Genomic DNA, 21,152 nt, shown 5'->3' with positions numbered 1-21,152 from the left:
TACTGCGGCTTCGGCGGAGTGAGTTGTCGGTGGGGCTGTGTAGCGTTCGGGGTGAAAGAGGGCGTGCGGCACAACAGCCGCGGTGTGGGAGGTAGATGTCGTGACGGACACGGTCGAGGCGGGCGTGGTGGAGGCCGGCGAGGGCGACGGGCTGGAGCTGCCCGAGTCCTGGCGCCCGGTGCTGGGCGCCGAGACGGAGAAGCCGTACTTCGCCGAGCTGGCGGCCTTCGTGGCGGCCGAGCGTGCGCAGCACCAGGTGTTCCCGCCGAGCGGCCAGGAGTTCGCCGCGCTGGAGGCCACGCCGTACGAGAAGGTCCGGGTGCTGGTCCTCGGGCAGGACCCGTACCACGACGACGGCCAGGCCCACGGCATGAGCTTCTCGGTGCTGCCCGGCACCAGGACGCCGCCCTCGCTGCGCAACATCTTCAAGGAGCTGGACGCCGACCTCGGCATCCCCGCCCCGGACAACGGCTACCTGATGCACTGGGCCGAGCAGGGCGTCCTGCTGCTCAACGCGGTGCTCACGGTGCGCGCGCACGAGGCCAACTCGCACAAGGCGAAGGGCTGGGAGAAGTTCACCGACGCCGTGATCAAGGCGGTGAGCGAGCGCGAGGAGCCGGTGGTCTTCGTGCTGTGGGGCAACTACGCGAAGAAGAAGCTGCCGCTGATCGACACGTCCAAGCACGTGGTCGTGCAGGGCGCGCACCCGTCGCCGCTGTCGGCCAAGCTGTTCTTCGGCAGCCGCCCGTTCTCGCAGATCGACACGGCGCTGGACGGCTTCGGCGGCGAGCCGATCGACTGGCAGGTGCCCAACCTGAAGCAGGGCTGAGCATCTGGGGCCGGGCGCCCGGGGGTTGGGTGAGGGGTGGCCCGGGCGGGCGGGGTCGCCCGTCCGCCCGCTCACGGCCACCCGGCGTTCACCGCCCGTCGTGGGTGCCCGGTGGCCGGTGTGCTTAGCTGGTGCCGACCGGTCGCCGGACCGGCTCTGGGGGAGGGGCGGTACGTGCGCCGGGTGGGACGGGTAGTGGCAATCCGACGGGCCGTGGGGGCGGCCCTGGTCGTGCTGTTGGCGGGGGCCGCGGGCTGTAGCGGTTCGACCGCCGGATCGGCCAAGGGATCACCCGGCGGGCCGACAGCTGCGCCGACTGCCCTCGCCGCGAACCCGACCGCCTCCGCCGCGAACCCGGGCGCCGGCCCCGCGAGCCTCGCTCAGCTCCCCGGCCAGGCCTTCTACGTCTCCGACCAGACCAACGCCGCCCGGCAGGTGACCGCCCTGCGCGGCCAGGGCCGGCCGGCGGAGGCCGACACGCTGCTGCGGATCGCCGCCCAGCCCTCCTCGCAGTGGCTGGGCGAGCAGGGCGCCAAGGAGATCGCCGAACAGGTCAGCCGCCGGGCCGCCGAGGCGGACCGGACGGCGGTCTTCGTCGCCTACAACATCCCGCACCGCGACTGTGGCCTGTACTCGGCCGGCGGCGCCGCCGACGCCGCCTCCTACCGGGCCTGGATCAGCGGTGTCGCGGAGGCCCTCGGCGACCGCAAGGCCTGGGTGGTGCTGGAGCCGGACGCCGTCGCGCACACCCTGGACAGCTGCGGGATCAAGGGCGACCTGGCCGCCGAGCGGTACGGCCTGCTGGCCTTCGCCGTGCAGGAGCTGAAGAAGCGTCCGCAGGTGCGGGTCTACCTGGACGCGGGCAACCCCGGCTGGTCGCAGGACCCGGCCGAACTCTCCACCGCGCTGCGCAAGTCGGGGATCGCGGCGGCGGACGGCTTCGCGGTGAACGTCGCCAACTTCTACGACACCGGCCGCAACACGGCCTACGGCGGCCAGCTCTCCGCCGCCCTGGGTGGGAAGCACTTCGTCATCGACACCAGCCGCAACGGCAACGGCCCGCTGGGCGGCGACGCCTGGTGCAACCCGCCCGGCCGCGCGCTCGGCGAGCGGCCGACCGCCGACACCGGCCGGGACGGGGTCGACGCCTACCTGTGGATCAAGAACCCGGGGGAGTCGGACGGCGAGTGCGGGCGCGGCGAGCCCCGGGCGGGCGAGTTCTGGCTGCCGTACGCGCTCGGCCTGGCGCAGGCCGCCCGCTGAGAGGGCTGGCCCACGCCAGTGCGGGTGCGCGCCAGTGTGGGTCCGCGCCAGTGCGGGTACGCGCCAGGCCGTGACGCACCCGGTGTCGTTCAGCCGGTCACCTGGATCCAGCGCGCGACCGACGGGGTGCCGGCGGCGTCGGTCAGGAACAGCATGTACCAGCCGGGCGGCAGCAGGTTCGGGTTGGAGGGGAGCGTGAGCGAGACCCCGTCGGCCGTGCGACCGCTGATGTCCAGGGCCACCGACCGCTGTTCGACGTCGGTCACGTGGGTGACCGAACTCGGCCGGATCAGCTTGGCGGTGGCGACCGCGTCCGGCCGGGCGGTGCCGATCCGCACGGTGGTGCCGAGCTTCGCGGCCCCCGGTGCGGCGGCCACCTGCGGGCGGTCGCCGTGGAACAGGTACGGCGGGGTGTAGATCTCGATGCGCTGCTCGAAGCCGCCCGGCGTGGTCTCGGCCTTGTCCGCGAACAGCGGGTTGGAACCGAGTACGGCCACCCGGCCGTCCGGCAGCAGCAGCGCCTCGGAGTGGTAGTTGCGGCCGACGGCGGGCTCGGCGGCGGTGCTGAAGCTGTTGGTGTCCGGGTGGTACACCTGCGCCTTGAGCAGGTCGCTGGCGCCCCGGCCCCGGTAGCCGCTGGAGCCGCCGGTGGTGAACACGGTGTCGTCCGGGAGGATCACGCTGTTCAGGTAGCGGGTGCCGCCGGCCGGCAGGTCCGGGCCCGGGGTGAAGGCGGGCTTGGCGGCGGAGAGGTCGACGATGTCGGTGCGGGCGGTGGACAGCGGCGACTCGCCGACGCCCCCGCCGCCGAGCACCATCACCTTCTGGGCCTGCGCGGGCGGCAGCAGCACCGAGGACGAGGTCTCGGTGAGGGCGGGGTCGCGCAGGCCGGGGACGGGCTGGAAGCCGTCGTTCGACAGGTCCCACACCCCGGGGTCGCGACCCTTGTCGGCCGGGCCGTAGCCGCCGTTGGAGCCCGAGTAGAAGAGCTTGCCGGAGGCGGTCAGGAAGATCGACGGGTAGGTCGGGAAATAGCGGTCCGGGCCCTTGGACCAGGTCTTGTTCTTCGGGTCGTAGATCTCGTTGTCGTTGCCGTTGAGGATCTCCCCGGTGTCGTCCAGGCCCGAGACGGTGACCACCCGCCCGTCGCCCAGCCCGGTGAGCGTCGGGTACCAGCGGGCGTACGCCATGTCGGTGACCTGCTCGTACAGCTCGGTGTCCGGGTTGAACTCGAACGCGGAGCGGATGCCCTGGTACTCCTGTTTGTCCAGGGTCAGCTTCGTGCCCTGCCCGTACAGGTTGCGGGCGTCGGCCCCGGCCAGGCCCTTGATCCGGTACTGGGCGGGGGCGTCGGTGACGTAGTCGGCGCCCTCGCCGACCGCCTCGACGAACACGTGCTGCTCGCCGGCGGTGACGACGGTCTGCTTGCCGGCGCCGGTCTTCACCGCGGCCGGGACGGTCACCGGCACGGTGGAGGCGTACTCCCGCCCGTTCGGGCCGACGAAGACGGTGCCCTTGGGGAACGTCCTGGCGCGCTCGGGGCTCTCGTTGCGCACCCGCATGACGCCGGCCGCCCTCTTCACCACGCCCGCCAGCTTCTCGTACCGCTGGGTGCCGCCGGCCACCAGGACGCGGCCGTCCGGCAGCGAGGCGTGGCCGCCGCAGAACATGTCGGCCGGGGTGGGTATCAGCTTGTAGGTGTTCGCGGCCGGGTCCCAGAGCAGGCTGCGGAAGCTGCCCGCGTCGAAGCGCTTCTCGTCGTTGCCGGAGCCGGCCACGATGAGGACCTTGCCGGTGCGCAGCAGCGTGGCGTGGACGGCGTTGACCCGGAACTCGGCGGGGAGCGTGAGGGTCTGCCAGTGGCCGTACTCCGCCTTGTAGTCGGGGCGGTTGATCACGTACTGGTGGTACTGCTGGCTGGCGAAGCCGAGGACGGCGGGCGCGTTCATCCCGGCGACGGTCAGCGCGACGGTGCTGCCGAGGGCGAAGCGCTTGGTCCGGCCGGTCTTGTGGATCTTCACGGTGGTTGGTCCCCTCGTGAGGTTCGGGAGCTCGTGAGGTTCGGGGGTGCTGGCGGGTCGGGGGTGCTGGCGGTTCGGGGTGCTGGCGGGGCGGCTTCAGCGGGTGGTGGTGCGCTCCGCCCGGTCGGGCACTGCGGGGGCGCCCGGCGGCGCGGCCGGTGTGATCGGTGCGACCGGTGCGGTCGCACCGCGCCGGGGGTCGCGGGCGTGCCGGGGACGGCGCTTCTCCAGGACGACCCTCGGGGTCGCCGCCGGACCGCCGGTGACGGTGAGCGTGGCCGTGGGCCGGGCGCGTCGGCGGCGGACGGCGTCGCCGGCCAGCACCAGGATCGGCAGCACGGTCAGGACCAGGGCGATCCAGGCCCAGGTGCGCATCGCGACGTGGTCGTAGCCGGTGAAGAAGGAAGCCGCTATCGCGCCGCCGAACACCAGCGTCCAGAACAGGTGGAAGCGGAACGTGCTCACCCGGTCCGCGCTGGCCGAACGGCCCTTCGGCGTCACCACGAAGCGGCTGCGCCGCCGAAACAGCGCCTGCACGAGCGAGGCCGCGTAGACCGGGCCGCAGAGCGCGGACATCAGCATGCCCGCGACCCCGGAGGAGCCGGCCGGCTCGTGCGGGCTGACGTTGTGCTTGCGGTTCCAGGTGTAGAGCAGCAGTTGGAGCGCGGCGGCGTCGCTGTACAGCATCATCCAGATCTCGGAGGACACATGGACCCCCGAGGCGCCGAACACCAGGTAGAGCACGCTGGACAGACCGCCGAGCAGCCAGGTGAGCGCCGCCATCGGGTAGAAGCCCACCATCAGCGAGTAGTTGAGCAGCCGCCCGGGCGACAGCCGCCAGAGCACCCGCCAGTACTGGGTGAGCAGGGTCTCGTAGGTGCCGCGGCTCCAGCGCAGCTGCTGGGAGAAGAAGTCGGTCCAGGAGGACGGGCCCTCGCCGACCGCGAGCACGTCCGGGGTGTACACGGATTTCCAGCGTTCACCGGTCTCGGCGTTCCGGCTCCGGTGGAACTCCAGGCCGGTCGCCATGTCCTCCGTGATGGAGTCGTACAACCCGCCGATCGACTGGAGTGCACGGATTCTGACGGCGTTGTTGGTGCCGACGAACATGGGCGCGCCGTAACGGTTTCCGGCGCGCTGGATGAGTGCGTGGAAGAGGTACTGCTGGCTCTCGGAGAATTTGGTGACGGCCGATCCCGAGCTGCGGTAGTTCCCGTACACCTGGGGCCCGACCACGAATGCCACGTCGGGGTCACGGAAGTAGCCGAGCATCCGCTCGCAGAAGTCCGGCAGCGGGGCGTGGTCGGTGTCCACCGAGACCCAGAAGTCGTAGTCGTCGCCGTGCGCCTGCAACCAGGCGTTGTAGTTGCCGTGCTTGGTGCCGGTGCGGAACCGGCCCTTGGGCTGGTTCCAGTACGGGCGGCCGAAGCGGCTGAAGTGGCGGACGCCCAGCTCGGTGCAGAGCGCCTGCATCGCAGGATCGTTTCCCTCGTCCAGCAGCCAGACGTCGTACGGGCCGTCGTGCCGGACGGCGCGCGCCGCGACCAGCGTGGCCCGCACCATCTCCGCCGGCTCCTTGCCCGGCACGCAGGCGGTGACGAACGCGACCCGGGTGCCGGACTCCGGCGTCACCGGTATCGGATCGCGGGCGACGAGCGTGGCGTGGGTGTTGGACACGACGTTGACCAGCCGGAACACCTCGACCACGGCGACGATCCCGATCATCACCTTGTCGCCCAGCAGCACCAGGGTGTGCGTCTCGCCGGGGCGCTCCGGCCAGTGCTCCGGCAGCAGCAGCCAGACCAGCAGCACCACCTCCACCAGGGGGGCCGCCACCATCAGCAGGGCGGCGCGGATCCGGTGCGGCTCGCGGCGCAGCAGGCTGCGGTACTGGACGCGGTAGGGGGCGGTGGGGTCGGACTCTTGGGCGGCCTCGTGCGCGTGCCACGGTGTGGGCGCGGCTCCGTGGTGGTGGGCGGGCTCGGGCCGGTAGACGCCGCCGCCGAGGTCGTCCTCCTCGTCCGGGTCGTGTGCCGGGCCTGCCAGCCGACTGAAGTGACCGTAGTCGTACGGGGCTTCGGGTGCGGCAACGGTGGCCAGGTCGTCGTCGAGCCGCCGTCCGGCGCCTCGCCCGCCGGCCGTCCCGGCGTCCTTCTGTCGCGCGAACGGCATGGTCATCGTCTGCTCCCCCCGGCCGGGGCCCGGCCGTGGCGGCGGGCCCGTTGGTACGTGTTCAGACCGGGGGTATGCGATCCGCCGTCCCGCGGTGCGCCTGGCCGGCCGCGTTCGGCGGGGCTGGTCCGCTCCCCCCGGAGCCTTGCTTCGCCTTGCCTCGTGCCTCGAAAGCCTCCCCCGTGAAACACCACCCGGTGGACCGCCGTTGTTTCCAAGCGGTTTTCGGGCTGTCATTCGCGTCATGCGTCCGCTTGTGCCGGTGGGCGTTTGCGAGCGGAATTCATTGCGCGCCTGCGGGGACTTCGAATGCGGATCCCGGTGCGCTCCCGGCTTCCCCTCCGGACACGCGGGATCCACAGCGCCCCCAACTCTCCCGGAGGGCAACCGTGATCGCAAGCTGTCCGGGAAATGATCACCGCGCAAGCATGAAGATCCTGCGGTTCCCGGCCAATCCGCACCGCGGTGGTGCTAATGCGGCGAATTCGGCGGGCGAGGTGGCGGTAGCGGCGCCGCGGGGGCAACGCGAACGGCCGGACCTCCCCGACGGGAGGCCCGGCCGCTGCTGCGGGGCGGGTTCGGTGCGTCCGGTCCAGCCGGGTCCAGCCGGGTCCAGCCGGGTCCAGCCCGGTCCGGTCCGGTCAGAGCGGTGGAAGGAGGGCGGCGCCCGTCGCGGCCTGGACGTCCGCGAACCCCGCGCCAGGGGCCGTCTCCACCACCCGCAGTCCGTCCGGCGTCACGTCGATCACGGCCAGATCGGTCACGATCCGGTTGACAACTCCCCTGCCGGTGGCGGGAAGTGAGAGCTCCTCGACGATCTTCGGGGAGCCGTCCCGGGCGGTGTGCTCCATGACCACGATCAGTCGGCGGGCCCCGTGCACGAGGTCCATCGCGCCGCCCATGCCCTTGACCATCTTGCCGGGGATCATCCAGTTGGCGAGGTCGCCGGCCGCCGAGACCTGCATGGCGCCGAGCACCGAGACGTCGATCCGGCCGGCCCGGATCATGCCGAAGGAGAAGGCCGAGTCGAAGTACGAGGCGCCGGGGGCGACCGTCACCGTCTCCTTCCCGGCGTTGATCAGATCGGCGTGCTCCGCGCCCTCGACCGGGTACGGGCCGACGCCCAGGATGCCGTTCTCCGAGTGCAGCACCACCTCGACGCCCGGCGGGAGATGACTGGGGATCAGGGTGGGCAGGCCGATGCCCAGGTTCACGTACTGGCCGTCGCGCAGTTCGCGGGCGGCCCGGGCGGCCAGGGCGTTGCGCGGGTCGAGGCCGGGCCGCGAGGTGGGCGCGGGGGGCCGGGTGCTGGTCGGGGTGGACATCGGTTCAGGCCTCCTGGAGTGTGGGGCGGACGGTCCGGCGCTCGATGCGGCGGTCCGCGGGATCGGCGGCCACCACCCGGTCCACGTACACGCCGGGCAGGTGCACGGCGTCCGGGGCGAGCTCGCCCGCCTCGACGATCCGGTCCGCCTCGACCAGGGTGATCCGGCCCGCCGTCGCGCAGAGCGGATTGAAGTTGCGGGCGGCGGCGTGGAACACGCAGTTACCGTGCCGGTCCGCCACCTCGGCCCGGACCAGCGCGAAGTCCGCCGTGATGGCCTCCTCCAGCAGGTACCGGCGGCCGCCGAACTCCCGGACCTCCTTGGCCGGTGAGGCCAGCGCCACCGAGCCGTCCGCCGCGTAGCGCCAGGGCAGCCCTCCCTCCTCGACCTGGGTGCCGACCCCGGCCGGGGTGTAGAACGCGGGGACGCCGGCGCCGCCGGCCCGCAGCCGCTCGGCCAGCGTGCCCTGCGGGGTGAGCTCCACCTCCAGCTCGCCGGAGAGGTACTGCCGGGCGAACTCCTTGTTCTCGCCGACGTACGAGGACGTCATCCGGGCGATCCGGCCCGCCCGCAGCAGCAGGCCGAGCCCCCAGTCGTCCACCCCGCAGTTGTTCGAGACCACCTGGAGTCCGGTGGTGCCGGTGTCCGCCAGGGCGCCGATCAGGGTGCTCGGGATGCCGCAGAGGCCGAAGCCGCCGACGGCCAGCACCGCGCCGTCGGGGATGTCCCCGACCGCGTCGGCGGGGGAGTCCAGGACCTTGTCCAAGGGATCACCTCGTGAGGAGTGGGATACGGGAGAGGGCACGCCCGGGCCGGGCCCGGCGGGAAGACCCGGCGGGAGGGTTCGGCGGGAAGACCCGGCGGCCGCCGCCGGACGGCTGCCGAGCCCCTCCACCGTCACCGGACGCGGGCCGCCGCAGCCATGGCGGCTCCCGCCATGGGCGGGTACGAGCCCGTGTCGGCCGGCCACACCCGGACGTCCGGGGGACGGCGCCGCCCGGGTGGTATGTCGGCCGGAGCCACATCATGATGGGCCGATGCGTCGCCCGGGCACATGTCGCCAGTCCCACCGCACACCTACGGTTCCGGCATCCACCCCGCCGCACCCTCAGGAGTCGGTCACCATGCGCAGCTCGACAGCCCCCACTCGGCCCGCCTCCGGCGCCCGCCCGGGCGAGACCCTGACCGGCGGTCCGGCCCGGAAGCTCGCCGCCGTCGCGGCGTGCGTCCTGCTCGCCGCGGGCTGCGCCAAGGCCGGCACCGCCGGGACGGCCTCGGCGGGCGGCGGTGGCGCGAAGAGCCCGGTCAAGGTCGGCCTGGTGTACTCCAAGACCGGACCGCTGGCCGCCTACGGCAAGCAGTACCTGGAGGGCTTCAAGGCGGGGCTGAGCTACGCGACCAAGGGCACCGGCGCGGTCGACGGACACAAGGTCGATTTCGAGGAGCAGGACGACGCGGGCGACCCGGCCAAGGCGGTGTCCGCCGCCAAGGACCTGATCGGCAAGGGCTACAAGGTCCTGGCCGGCTCCACCGCCTCGGGCGTCGCCCTCCAGGTCGGCCCGATCGCCGCCCAGAACAAGGTGCTCTTCATCAGCGGCCCGGCCGCCGCCGACAAGGTCACCGGCTTGAACAAGTACACCTTCCGTTCCGGCCGCCAGTCCTTCCAGGACATCCGTACCGCGGCCTCGTTCATCGGTGACGCCAAGGGCAAGAAGGTCACCGTGCTCGCTCAGGACAACGCCTTCGGGCAGGCCAACGTGGCTGCCGTCAAGGCCGTGCTCGGCGCCCAGGGCGCGACGGTCGACCAGGTGCTCGCCCCGCCGAGCGCCACCGACCTCACCCCGTTCGCCACCCAGGCCAAGACCGCCAAGCCCGACCTGCTGTTCGTCGCCTGGGCCGGCGACTCCTCCTCGGCCCTGTGGACGGCGCTCAACCAGCAGGACGTGTTCGCCGACACCAAGGTCGTCACCGGCCTGGACCTGGCCGCCTCCTATCCGCTGTTCGGCCCGGCGGCCGAGAAGATCTCCTTCCTGAACCACTACTTCGGCGGAGCCGCCGGCACCCCGGTGGAGAAGGCCATGGACGAGGCCGTCACCGCCTCCGGCGGGAAGACCGACATCTTCACGCCCGACGGCTTCACCGCCGCCCAGATGATCGTGCACGCCGTCGAGGCCAACCACGGTTCCGCCGATGACACGTCGGCCCTGGTCAAGGCGCTGGAGGGCTGGAGCTTCGACGGGGTGAAGGGACGCACCACGGTGCGCGCCGAGGACCACGCCCTCCTCCAGCCGATGTTCCAGGCCCGGCTGACCGGTACCGGGGCCGCCGCCAGGCCCTCGGTGGAGAAGGCCCTGACCGCGGACGAGGTGGCGCCCCCGGTCACCCCGATGGCGGGCTGATCCCGATGCCCGCTCCCACCGCCCCCACTCCTTCCCCGGCCGGTTTCCCGGCCTCGGCCACGGCCTCGCCCGCCCCGGTGCTGCGGCTGGACGGACTCGGCTGGTCCGTCCGCGGGGTGCCGATCGTCGAGGACGTCTCCTTCTCGGTCGGCGAAGGCGAGTTCATCGCCTTCATCGGCCCCAACGGCGCCGGCAAGACGTCCCTTTTCAACCTGATCTCCGGCATCTACCCGGCGAGCCACGGCAGTCTCCACCTCGACGGTGTGGACGTCACCGCCGAGGCCGTGCACGCCCGGGCGCGCCGCGGTCTCGGCCGCACCTTCCAGACCTCCTCCCTCTGGCCGGGGATGACGGTCGCCGACCACGTCCGACTGGCAGCCCAGGCAGCGGCGGGACCGCGCGCCTCGTACCGGCTCTGGCGCCGTGCCGACCGGTACCAGGAGCAGCTGGCCGAGACCCTCCACCGCACCGAACTCAGCCACCGCGCGGACACCTTGGCGGGCGCGCTCTCGCACGGCGAGAAGCGCAAACTGGAACTGGCCGTCCTCCTCGTCTCCGATCCGCGGTTGATCCTGCTGGACGAGCCGATGGCCGGGGTCAGCGCCGAGGAGGTACCGGCCCTCACCGAGCTGATCCGGTCCGTGCACCGAGACCTGGGCCGGACCGTCCTGATGGTCGAGCACCACATGGACGTCCTGCTCGGGCTGGCCGACCGCCTCGCGGTGATGCACCACGGCACGCTGCTCGCGCTGGACACCCCCGAGGCCGTGATGGCCGACCCGACCGTGCAACAGGCCTACCTGGGCGAGGCGCTGTGACCTCCTCTCCGCTCCCCTCGCCCGTTTCCGCCTCTACCTCTACCTCTACCTCTGCCTCTGCGGCCGTGCCTACGTCTCCTGTCGCCCCTCTCCTCTCCGTTCGCGATCTGCGGGTGGTCATCGGCGGGCTGCACATCCTGCACGGTGTCGACCTCGACGTGGCCCCCGCCGGGGTCACCGCGCTCCTCGGCCGCAACGGCGCCGGCAAGACCACCACGGTCAGGGCCGTGATGGGCCTGGTGCCGCGCACCGGAAGCGTCCGCTTCTCCGGTGCCGAACTCGCCTCCCTTCCCACACACCTGGTAGTCCGTCATGGCATCGGCTACGCGCCCGAGGACCGAGGGATCTTCGCCAGCCTGACGGTCGCCGAGAACCTCCGCCTCGCAGAGCGTGCCGTCCGGAGCGAGGGTGAGACGGGCGAGCCGAACTATCCACTCGTCCACGAGCTCTTTCCCGAACTCAAGCAGCGGGCCAGCCAGTTGGCCGGGACACTCTCCGGCGGCCAGCAGCAGATGGTGGCGATAGGCCGGACGCTGCTCAACCGCAACCGGTTGATCATCGCCGACGAGCCCACCAAGGGCCTGGCTCCGAAGATCGTCGCCGAGGTGGCCGAGGTGCTGGCGCGAGCGGCCGAGGCCGTGCCCGTTCTCCTGGTCGAGCAGAACCTCGCCCTCGTCCGACGGCTGGCCGGCACCTGCGCCGTCCTGGCCGACGGCCGTACCGCCCACCGGGGTGACACCGCCGAGCTGTTGGCCGACGAGGAGGCCGCCCGCCGCCTGCTCGGCGTCGGCTCCCGTCACCCGCTCGCCGGCGGACCCCGGCCCGCCGCATCTCCGGCCGCCCCTGTCGTCACCGCGGAGGTGAAGCCCTGATGGACACCGTCGTCCTCCTCTCCTGTACCGGACTCGGTCTTGGTGCGCTGTACTTCCTGGTCGCCTCCGGCCTGTCGTTGATCTTCGGTCTGATGGACGTGCTCAACTTCGCGCACGGCGCCCTGCTCTCCATCGGCGCCTATGCCACCTGGTGGGCCGGCACCGAGGCCAGCCTCTCCTTCTGGCTCGCGGTGCCGTTCGGCACCCTGGTCGGAACGGCCGCCGCCGTCCTGCTGGAGCTCTTCCTGATCCGCCCGCTCTACAGCCGGCCGCGCGATCAGATCCTCGCCACCGTCGGGGTCGGGCTCGCCGTGCCCGCCCTCCTGATGGGGATCTGGGGCGCGGACGCCCGCCCCTTCCCCCAGCCCGCCGTGCTCTCCGGCACCTGGCACGTGCTCGGTGCGACCGTCCCGGTCAACCGCTTCGTGCTCGTGGCCGCGGCCGCGCTGCTGCTGCTCGCTCTTCGGTTGTTCCTCGCCCGTACCCGCTACGGGCTGATCGTCCGGGCCGGGGTCGAGGACCGGGCGATGGTCACTGCGCTCGGCATCGACGTCCGGAAGGCGTTCACCCTCGTCTTCGCCATCGGCGGGGCAGCCGCCGCGCTCGGCGGTGCCCTCGGTGGCCTCTACTTCGGTTCGGTCAATCCCGGCCAGGGGACCGGGCTGCTCATCTTCGCCTTCGTCGTCGTGGTGATGGGCGGCATGGGCTCCGTCACCGGGGCCGCCGTCGCCTCCGTGGGCGTTGGTCTCGTCCAGCAGTTCGCCAACTACTACACCGGCGCCGGGCTCGGCGACCTCTCGGTCGTCGTCCTGCTCGCCGTCCTGCTTCTCGTCCGACCCCGTGGACTCACCGGGAGGCTCGCGTGAGCGCCGAAACTCCGATCACGAGCACCGGTGGCCCCGCGGCCGACCGCAGCGCCGCCACCATGGCAGGGGGGACTGACACCAGCCCTGCCATGACCGCCATGCTGGCAGAGGGGACTGACACCGGCTCCGCCAACACCGTCACTGTGGCAAGGGGGACTGACACCAGCCTTGCCGGGACCCATTGTGAACACACGGCCGACCTCGGCGCCATCCCTCGAACAGGTGATTCAGTCACTAATCGCTGGACACCGGTGCACAGAGCGCTACGCTGGTGGCCGATCGCCCTGCTGATCACGCTCCTTGTCGCCCCATATAGTGCGCTTCCCGTCCCGGGACTGCTCGACGGCCCGCTCGGCAGCCCCGGAAGCCTGCAACTGCTCGCCCTGTGCCTGCTCTACGGGGCCCTCGCCTCCGGCTACGACCTCCTGCTCGGCCGTACCGGACTGCTCTCCTTCGGCCACGCTCTCTACTTCGCGACCGGCCTCTACGCCACCGACCTCGGCATGCTGGAACTGCGACTGCCGTTCGCCGCCGCGGCGGTATTCGGCGTCGCCTGCACCGTCGCGCTGGCCCTGCTGCTCGGCTCGGTCAGCCTCCGCGTCACCGGCATCGGCTTCTCCATGGTCACCCTCGCCTTCGCCCAGGCCGGCTCGATCCTCGTCCAGCGCAACCCCGGTGGCGTCACCGGCGGTGAGGAGGGCCGCTCCGCCCCGGCCGACCTGCTGCCCCCCGGCCTGCTCGGGATCGAGAACACCGCCAACCTCTACTGGATCGCCGTCGGCTACCTGGTGCTGACGGTCGCCGTGGTCCACTGGGCCGTCAACTCGCCGGCCGGCCGGGTCTGGGAGGGGATCAAGGAGAACGAGCGCCGGGTGGAGGTGCTCGGACTGCGGCCCTACGGCTACAAGTTGGTCGCCTTCGTCCTCGCCGGCGGTCTCGCCGGGCTGGGCGGAGTGGTCTACCTGCTGCTGACCGGCGGCGCCACCCCGCAGGCCGCCGGCTCCGACGCCACGCTCGCCCTGCTGGTGATGGTCGTGCTCGGAGGCTCGGGGACACGCTGGGGTCCGCTGCTCGGCGGTGTCCTCTACACCTGGGCCAGCCACCGGCTCGGCGACCTCGCCAACTCGACGACGATCGCGGACCTGCCCGCGGTCCTGCGGGTGCCGCTCTCCCAACCCCTGTTCCTGCTGGGCTCCCTGTTCGTCGCGGTGGTCTACCTGCTGCCCGGTGGCCTGGCTAGACTGCCTGCCCGCATCCGCGCCGCCCGATCCGCCCGTGCGGTCCGCACTCCGGCCGCCGCTCGGACCGCCCGTCCCACCGGAGGTACCCCCGCGTGAGCCAGTCGCCCCTGAAGCCCGAGGAGTTGACCGTCGCCGTGCCCGGAGGGGAGCTGGCGGTCCTGCGCTGGCCCGCCGCCGAGCCGGACGCCCCGACGGTCGTGGCGGTGCACGGCATCACCGCCAACGGCCTCGCCTGGTACGAGGTCGCCCGCCAACTCGCCGGGCGGGTCACCCTGCTCGCGCCCGACCTGCGGGGGCGCGGCGGGAGCCGTGCGGTCGCCGGGCCGTACGGGCTGGCCCGGCACGCCGACGACGTGGCCGTATTGATCACGGCTCTCGGCACGGGCCCGACCACCGTGGTCGGCCACTCGATGGGCGCCTGGGTCACCGCCCTGGCCGCCGTCCGGTACCCGGAACTCGTCCGCCGGGTGCTGCTGGTGGACGGCGCGCTGACCTTCCCGCTGCCGGAGGGCATCTGCGAGGAGGACGCGCTGGCCGCGGTGCTCGGCCCCGCGCTGGCCCGGCTGTCGATGACCTTCCCGGACCGGGATGCCTACCGGGAGTTCTGGCAGCGGCATCCGGCCTTCGGGACGGCCTGGTCGGCGGAGATCGACGCCTACACCCAGCGGGACCTGGTCGGCGTCGAGCCCGAACTGCGCTCCTCCTGCGTGCTGGAAGCCGTACAGACCGACGGCGCCGAGGTCCTGCTGGACCGGGACGCGGCCACCGCCGTGCACCGGCTGCCCTGCCCGGCCGAACTGCTCTGGGCCGAGCGCGGTCTGCTCGACGAGCCCCAGGGCCTCTACGACCACCAGCGGATCGGGCTGGCCGGGCTGGACCAGGAGCGGGTGCCGGCCTCGCTGGTGCCGGACACCAACCACTACTCGATCCTCTGGGGAGAGCCGGGGGCCGAGCGCATCGTTCGCGGCCTGCTCGCGGACGTCACCGCTGCGGGGTAGCTGGCCCGGCCCCGACGACGGCGGCCGGTGGGGTCCGTCCACCCCACCGGCCGCACCCGTCTCCTTCTGCCCTGCTCGGTCCGCCCCTGTTCGGTCGGCCCGTCTCAGCCCGCGGTGCCGAGGAAGGTCTCCCAACCGCCGCTCGGCGCCTGGCCGACGTTGAGCGTGCGCAGCTTGCGCAGGGTGGACTGGTCCTGCACCTCCAGCCACTCGACCAGCTGCCTGAAGGAGACCAGCCGGACGTCCGGCTTGCCCGCGATGGTCTTGAGGGTCTCCTCGACGGCGTCCATGTAGATGCCGCCGTTCCACTGCTCGAAGTGGTTGCCGATGAAGAACGGCGCACGGTTGCTGTTGTAGGCGCGGTCGAAGCCGGCCAAGTAGGAGTCCTTGGCCTGGGTGCGCCAGTCGTTGTACTTGGACGGGTCACCCTTGGTGCTGCCCGCGGACTGGTTGGCCAGGATGTTGTAGTCCATCGACAGCACCTGGAAGGTGTGCCCGGGGAACGGGATGGACTGCAGCGGGAAGTCCCAGACCTTGCCGTCCTGCACCTTCTGCGGCCATATCTGCAGGCCGCCGGAGGAACTGGCGTCGTACTTCCAGCCCAGCTTCGCGACGGTCGGCAGGAGCGCCTTCTGACCTTCCAGACAGGGGGTGCGGCCGCCGATGAGCTCCTTCTTGTAGTCGAAGGGCAGCGGGTCGACGTCGGTGAAGCCCGTGTTGGTCCGCCACTGGGTCACGAAGCCGATCGCCTGGTCGATCTCGCTCTGCCAGTCCTCCGGGGTCCACATGTTGACCCCGTTCTTGTCCGGGCGGCTGGAGCAGAAGTGCCCGTTGAAGTGGGTGCCGATCTCGTGCCCGGCCAGCCACGCCTGGCTGACGAGCTTGAGCGTGCTCTTGACCGCGCCGTCCGACAGGTACGGGATGTCGGAGGCGCCGACCGAGTGCTTCGGCGGGTGGTACAGGTCGGCCTTGCCCTTGGGCAGGGCGTAGATCCCGGAGAGGAAGAAGGTCATCGTGGCCTTGTACTGCTCCGCCAGCTTGAGGAAGCGGGGGAACTGGCCGTCGTCGGTGCCACCCGCGCCGTCCCAGGAGAACACCACGAACTGCGGCGGCCGCTCACCGGGCTTGAGCTTCTCGGGCTTCGGCTGGTTCGGCTGCGGGCCGGTGTCGGCATTGGAGCCGTCGCCGATCGGAGTGCCCTTGGGCACCCCCGTCTTGGTCGGGTCGGTCGTGCCCGCCGGGGTGGTGCCGGGGCTGTCGCCGGTCGTGGGGGAGGAGGAGTTCTGGCTCGAACCGGATCCGCTGCTGGAACAGGCCGCGACCGCGCCGAGGGCCGCGGTCGCAGCGGTCGCACTGAGCACCGTCCTGCGCGAGATGCTGGTCATGGTCTCCCCTGGGTGCCGATGCCGGTGGTGAGGGCGGCCCGGGGCCGCACCGGTCAAATCGGGCAATTGATGAATTTTCCGCCGTTAGCATGCCATGTGGCCGCAGCGGCCACCAAGGCCGTCGACCCTCTACGAGAGTCAACACGTCAGCAGGGCCGGCCTGGGCTGCAAGGATTCGTCGTCTGTTGCCGTCCTGTGACGCTTCGCTCCTCGCGCCGCCAGGGGAGTACGGTACCGCCGGTCCGGCGGGGTGGGTCAGAGTTCGTCATCGCTCGGTACGGCTCGTCGCCCGTCCGGGCAGATCGCGCCCATGGTGGGGGTGCGGCGAGGGGTGGCCGGGGTGCCCGGGGCCGGAGGTGCAGGCCGAGGTGCAGCGGTCAGAGCGCGGCGAGTCGCCGGTTGCGGCGCACTATTCGCGCGATCGCGGTGCTGACGATGGTGGCGGCGGTGCAGGACACCGCGAGGCTCAGCCAGGCGGTGTCGAACCAGTGGCTGTTCAGCCAGCCCAGCGTCACGATGTAGGCGGCCCAGACCAGCGCCGCCAGTGCCGACCAGTGCAGGAAGCGGTGCGGGTGTGCGGGGGAGTGGCCGATGGCCACGTCCAGGACGGTCCGCCCGGCCGGGACGAACCGGGCGACCACCACCATGGCCGCGGCCGCCCCGTGGGGGCGTTCGACCAGGGCCTGTTGGACCCTGGTCACGCTGGCCGCCAGTTCCGGGCGTTGGGCGAGCCGGCGTTGGAGCAGCGGGGCGCCGCGCCGGGCGAGGTGCAGGAGGAGGAGGTCGCCGAGGAACGAGGCCACTGCCACGCCCAGGCCGAGCAGCACCGGGGCGCCGTCGATCCGCGCCGTCTTGAGCACCGCCAGGATGACCAGTGTCCCGCTGGGGATGAAGGGGAGGAGGGCGTCTCCGAGCACGGCGAAGAGCGCCAGGGCGCAGATCCACGAGGATCCGATCGCCGCCACGAAGTTCAAGGCCTGTACTCCCTCCACGCCGCCCGGGGGAGCAGGTGGCTGCTGAGGTCAACGCTAGCGCCTCGACTTTTCATGCCATGAAGCACCCCGGTATGCCATGGGTCACAGGCCCCGGCCCCGACCTGCGCAAAGGCGCGAGCCCCCGGAGCGGGGTGCCGCTCCGGGGGCTCGCGGGGATCGATCGGCGCTGGTCCAGCCCGACGATCTTGCTGGCGGAGCGCGGATCCTGTTTGGGCGATCCGGTCCTGTCGACCAGCCTGCCGGACGCCGACCGCCGGCCGCGAGCCCTCCGCCTGGCGACTTCCGGCGCTGGCGTGAAGTCGCCAGGCGTGTCCGCGCGCTGGCTCTCCGTCATCCGAATGGTCGGTCGGCGGCACCGTACCGGACCGTGCCCGCCGGCGCCGAGCAGGGCCCGAGCGAGGCCGGCGTGCAGGCCGGAACGTGGCCGGATGCGGGAACAGCCGGCCCGGCGCGGTGGTTGACCCCGGTCGGCAGCAGCGACCGCCGGGCCACCCGAGACCCGCGGTCGCCCACCAGGGCCGGCTCACGAAAGCCAGAAGGGCGGACGGCATGACCACCGAGGACCAGCAGGAGCACCCGACCGAACCGCGGACCGGCGCGGCGATCCGGGGCACAGCCCGCGGCACGGCGCCCGCCCCGCTCTCCATCCTCGACCTGGCCACCGTGGGCGTCGGCTACACGCCCGCCGAGGCCCTGGCCGCGACCACCACGCTGGCCCGCAACGCCGAGCAGTGGGGCTACCACCGCTTCTGGGTGGCCGAGCACCACGGCATGCCGGGAGTGGCCAGCTCCACCCCGGCCGTCCTGCTCGCCCACCTCGGCGCCAACACCACGACCCTGCGGCTGGGCTCGGGCGGGGTGATGCTCCCCAACCACGCCCCGCTGGCCATCGCCGAGCAGTTCGGCCTGCTGGAGGCCCTGCACCCGGGCCGGATCGACCTGGGGCTCGGCCGCGCCCCCGGCACCGACCCGGCCACCGCCCGGGCGCTGCGCCGCGGTCGCGCCGAGGGCGCCGACGACTTCCCGCAGCAGCTCGCCGAGCTGACCCACTTCCTCGACGGCGACTTCCCCTCCGGCCACCCCTACGCCCAGCTGACCGCCGTTCCCCAGGGCGACGGGCGCCCGCCGGTCTGGCTGCTCGGGTCCTCCGGCTTCAGCGCCCAGCTGGCCGGCCGCCTCGGCCTGCCGTTCGCCTTCGCCCACCACTTCAGCAGCGTCAACACCATCCCGGCGCTCGACCTCTACCGGGAGTCCTTCCGGCCCTCCGCGGTGCTCGCCGAGCCCTACGCGCTGATCGGTGTGAGCGCGGTCGCCGCCGAGGACGAGGGCGCGGCCCGTCGCCTCGCCCGCTCCGCGGCCCTCGGCATGCTCCGGCTGCGGCGCGGCAACCCCGGCCCGATCCCCACCCCGGAGGAGGCCGAGGCCTACCCGTACAGCCCAGCCGAGGCGGAGTTCATCGACAGCTGGCTCGACAACGTGGTGCTCGGCGCCCCGGGCGAGGTCGCGGACGGGCTGGAGGCCCTGCGCAAGCGGACGGGCGTGGACGAGCTGATGGTCACCTCGCACATCCACGGCCACGAGGCCCGGCTCCGCTCCTACGGCCTGATCGCCGAGGCGTACGGCCTGACGGCGGAAGTCTGACGGCCGAGGCCCGAGCACGGGAGGTCTGGACGCGGGAGGCCGGACCGGTCCCGGGTTACCGGCTGGTGTCCGGGCCGGGGCGGCCCTCGCGGAGTATGGCGGCGACGAGCTCGGCCTCCCCCGGCCGGGCGAAGTACCAGCCCTGGGCGGTGTCGCAGCCGGTCAGTCGTAGCCGTTCGGCCTGCGCGGCGCTCTCGATGCCCTCGGCGGTGACGGTCAGGCCGAGGGTGTGGGCCAGCTGTACCATCGCGCCCACGATCTGCTCGTCGGCGTCGCTGCGGCGGGAGCCGAGCTCGGGGAGCTCCGAAGGGTTCGTCGCCGGGGCCGGGTCGCGGAACCCCTCGATGAAGGTGCCGTCGAGCTTCAGGACGTGCACCGGCAGCCGGGAGAGGTAGGCCAGGTTGGAGTAGCCGGTGCCGAAGTCGTCGATCGCGATCCGCACGCCCATGTCCGCGAGCGCCTGGAGCGCCTGCAACGGCCGTCCGCCGGGGCCGAGCAGGGCGCTCTCGGTGATCTCCAGCTGGAGCAGCCGGGCCGGCAGTCCGGTGCGTTCGAGGGCGCGGGCGACGTCGGCGACCACGTCGGAGTCCCAGATCTGGCGGGCGGCCAGATTGACGCTCACGAAGGTCTCGGTCTCGGGGAACTCGGTGAGCCACTGCCGGGCCTGACGGCAGGACTCCTCCAGTACCCAGGTGCCGAGGGGAACGATCGCGCCGGTCTCCTCGGCGAGCGGGATGAAGCGGTCCGGCGAGAGCGTCCCGTAGCGGGGGTGGCGCCAGCGGACGAGGGCCTCCGCGCCGTGGACGGCTCCGTCGGCCAGGCCGACCAGCGGCTGGTACTCGATGGTGAACTCGCCGCGCTCCAGGGCGGGCCGCAGTGCGGTGGCGAGGAGCTGGCGGGTCAGCTGGTGGGCGCCGCGGTCCGGGTCGTAGAGGGTCCAGCGGGCGCGGCCGTCGGCCTTGGACCAGTAGAGCGTGGCGTCGGCGTCCTTGACCAGGTCGGTGGGGGTGGTCTCGTGCACGGACCGTTCGACGACGCCGACGCTGGCCGTGATGACCAGCCGGTGTCCGGCGATGTCGAAGGGGTGTTCCAGTTCCTGGAGGATTCGGGCGGCCAGGTCGGTCAGTTGGTCGCTGCCCCGGCTGTCGGTGACCAGGACGGCGAACTCGTCACCGCCCATCCGGGCCACCAGGTGGGCGTCGTGCCCGGAGAACCCGCCGCGCAGCCGGGCGGCGACGGCGATCAGCAACTGGTCGCCGATGTGGTGCCCGAGCGTCTCGTTGATCGCCGCGAAGCCGTCGAGGTCCAGGTAGCAGACGCCGACCCGGCGCCCGTCCGCCGCTGCGAGGACGGTGTCGCTGGTGTCGGTGGTGTCGGTGGCGTCAGTAGTGCCGGCGGTGTCGGGAGCCTCGGCGGGTTCGGCAGTTCCGGTGGCCCCGGTGGCCGTGACGCAGGCGGCGTCGAGCCGTTCGAAGAAGGACGTCCGGTTGGGCAGCCGGGTGAGCGGGTCGTGCAGGGCCTGGTACTCCAGACGGTCACCGAGGCGGCGCTGCTCGGTGATGTCCTCCACCAGCGCGAGGGTGTAGAGCGGCTGGCCGGCGCCGTCCCGGATCAGCGAGACCGTGACCTTGCTCCAGACGGTGCGGCCCTCGCGGTGCTTGAGCTGCTTTTCCACGCGGAACCGCTCCCGCCCGCCGTGGACGAGTTCGGGGAAGAGCCGGTGTGGCATGCCCTCCGGATCGATGATCTCGTGCAGGTGGGTGCGGACCAGTTCGCCGACGCCGCGTCCGATCAGGGCGGCGAAGGCGGGGTTGACCTCGATGATCCGGTCCTCGGGGTCGATCAGGGCCATCCCGATGACCGCGTCGCAGAAGGCGGCCCGGAATCGGGATTCGCTGGCCCGCAGCGCGGCCAGCAGCCGGTCGTTCCCGCCGTTCTCCTGGCCGGGGCCGTCGACGGCGCTCCGGTGGGGGCCGTCGGTCAGCGGTGCCGAGCAGGTGGGGCAGAGCAGCATCCCGGGGTCGTCCAGCACGGTTCTCGTCGCACCCGCCGTGCCGACGGCCCGGCCGCCGGTCGCGGCAGCACCGACGGCCGTGACGGAACCGGCGACGCCGATCGGACCGACCGGACTGGCCGAACCAACCGGACTGGCCGGACCGACGGTGCTGATGTTCGGGCCCAGGAGGGGTGTTGTGAGGTGTCGGTGGTGCGGTGTTTCCTCGTGCCGCACGCCCGGGTGGTGTGCGTCGGCCCCCTCGTTCTGGCCCGGCACGGCATGCTCCCGTCCGCTGCTGACGCTGGATGCTGGTCCGGCCGGCCAATCGGGA

The 21,152-nt window shown here is 72.4% G+C and carries 16 protein-coding genes; 9 read left to right on the top strand and 7 right to left on the bottom strand.

All coding sequences use genetic code 11. The features are described from left to right. Positions 1–100: 100 nt before the first annotated feature. Positions 101–829 (top strand): uracil-DNA glycosylase, encoded by a 729-nt coding sequence (locus tag ABT015_RS24885; protein WP_350882645.1) that lies wholly within the window; start codon positions 101–103, stop codon positions 827–829. A gap of 195 nt (positions 830–1,024) precedes the next feature. Further along, positions 1,025–2,092, top strand: a complete 1,068-nt coding sequence (locus ABT015_RS24880) for a glycoside hydrolase family 6 protein (protein ID WP_350882643.1) — start codon at positions 1,025–1,027, stop codon at positions 2,090–2,092. Positions 2,093–2,181: 89 nt separating this feature from the next. Here the strand turns inward: ABT015_RS24880 and glxA are convergent, their stop codons facing one another. The 4 genes from glxA to ABT015_RS24860 form a co-directional block, all read right to left on the bottom strand. After that, positions 2,182–4,113, bottom strand: a complete 1,932-nt coding sequence (gene glxA, locus ABT015_RS24875) for a radical copper oxidase GlxA (protein WP_502897393.1) — start codon at positions 4,111–4,113, stop codon at positions 2,182–2,184. A 96-nt stretch (positions 4,114–4,209) separates the two neighbouring features. Continuing rightward, positions 4,210–6,291: a glycosyltransferase family 2 protein gene (locus ABT015_RS24870; RefSeq protein WP_350882641.1), complete on the bottom strand. Its 2,082-nt coding sequence runs from the start codon at positions 6,289–6,291 to the stop codon at positions 4,210–4,212. A gap of 635 nt (positions 6,292–6,926) precedes the next feature. Then, positions 6,927–7,610, bottom strand: coding sequence for a 3-oxoacid CoA-transferase subunit B (locus tag ABT015_RS24865; RefSeq protein ID WP_350882639.1), 684 nt, complete (start codon positions 7,608–7,610; stop codon positions 6,927–6,929). 4 nt (positions 7,611–7,614) lie between these two features. Further along, on the bottom strand, positions 7,615–8,376 hold the full coding sequence (locus ABT015_RS24860) for a CoA transferase subunit A (RefSeq protein ID WP_350882637.1): 762 nt from the start codon (positions 8,374–8,376) through the stop codon (positions 7,615–7,617). 358 nt (positions 8,377–8,734) lie between these two features. Here ABT015_RS24860 and ABT015_RS24855 point away from each other — a divergent pair, with 358 nt between their 5' ends. From ABT015_RS24855 to ABT015_RS24830, 6 genes are all read left to right on the top strand, one after another. After that, positions 8,735–10,009 (top strand): substrate-binding domain-containing protein, encoded by a 1,275-nt coding sequence (locus ABT015_RS24855; RefSeq protein ID WP_350882635.1) that lies wholly within the window; start codon positions 8,735–8,737, stop codon positions 10,007–10,009. A gap of 5 nt (positions 10,010–10,014) precedes the next feature. Continuing rightward, positions 10,015–10,827 carry an ABC transporter ATP-binding protein gene (locus tag ABT015_RS24850; protein WP_350882633.1) on the top strand — a complete coding sequence of 271 codons (813 nt, stop codon included), beginning with the start codon at positions 10,015–10,017 and terminating at the stop codon, positions 10,825–10,827. Between the two features lie 65 nt (positions 10,828–10,892). Further along, positions 10,893–11,699 (top strand): ABC transporter ATP-binding protein, encoded by an 807-nt coding sequence (locus tag ABT015_RS24845; RefSeq protein ID WP_350882631.1) that lies wholly within the window; start codon positions 10,893–10,895, stop codon positions 11,697–11,699. Next, positions 11,699–12,565, top strand: a complete 867-nt coding sequence (locus ABT015_RS24840; protein WP_350882629.1) for a branched-chain amino acid ABC transporter permease — start codon at positions 11,699–11,701, stop codon at positions 12,563–12,565. The genes ABT015_RS24845 and ABT015_RS24840 overlap by 1 nt, the downstream gene beginning before the upstream one ends. Positions 12,566–12,816: 251 nt before the next feature. Further along, positions 12,817–13,902 carry a branched-chain amino acid ABC transporter permease gene (locus tag ABT015_RS24835; protein WP_350882627.1) on the top strand — a complete coding sequence of 362 codons (1,086 nt, stop codon included), beginning with the start codon at positions 12,817–12,819 and terminating at the stop codon, positions 13,900–13,902. Next, the gene (locus ABT015_RS24830; RefSeq protein ID WP_350882625.1) at positions 13,899–14,804 is read left to right on the top strand and encodes an alpha/beta hydrolase; all 906 of its coding nucleotides are present in this window, start codon (positions 13,899–13,901) and stop codon (positions 14,802–14,804) included. Before ABT015_RS24835 ends, ABT015_RS24830 begins: the two co-directional genes overlap by 4 nt. A gap of 104 nt (positions 14,805–14,908) precedes the next feature. Here the strand turns inward: ABT015_RS24830 and ABT015_RS24825 are convergent, their stop codons facing one another. Both ABT015_RS24825 and ABT015_RS24820 read right to left on the bottom strand, forming a co-directional pair. After that, positions 14,909–16,189, bottom strand: coding sequence for a polysaccharide deacetylase family protein (locus ABT015_RS24825; protein WP_350882623.1), 1,281 nt, complete (start codon positions 16,187–16,189; stop codon positions 14,909–14,911). A gap of 377 nt (positions 16,190–16,566) precedes the next feature. Continuing rightward, positions 16,567–17,154, bottom strand: a complete 588-nt coding sequence (locus ABT015_RS24820; RefSeq protein WP_350882667.1) for a DedA family protein — start codon at positions 17,152–17,154, stop codon at positions 16,567–16,569. 579 nt (positions 17,155–17,733) lie between these two features. On the opposite strand from ABT015_RS24820, the gene ABT015_RS24815 reads away from it, so the two are divergent. Then, entirely contained in the window at positions 17,734–18,825 is a 1,092-nt protein-coding gene (locus tag ABT015_RS24815) for an LLM class flavin-dependent oxidoreductase (protein ID WP_350882621.1), read from the top strand. A 55-nt stretch (positions 18,826–18,880) separates the two neighbouring features. Here the strand turns inward: ABT015_RS24815 and ABT015_RS24810 are convergent, their stop codons facing one another. Next, complete coding sequence (locus tag ABT015_RS24810; RefSeq protein ID WP_502897394.1) at positions 18,881–20,839, bottom strand: putative bifunctional diguanylate cyclase/phosphodiesterase; 1,959 nt, start codon at positions 20,837–20,839, stop codon at positions 18,881–18,883. Between the last annotated feature and the right edge of the window lie 313 nt (positions 20,840–21,152).

This window comes from Kitasatospora sp. NPDC094016 (assembly GCF_040304045.1).
Classification (GTDB): Bacteria; Actinomycetota; Actinomycetes; order Streptomycetales; family Streptomycetaceae; genus Kitasatospora.
The sequence above is the reverse complement of the archived record's forward strand: the minus strand, read 5'-3'. Positions and strand labels throughout refer to the sequence as shown.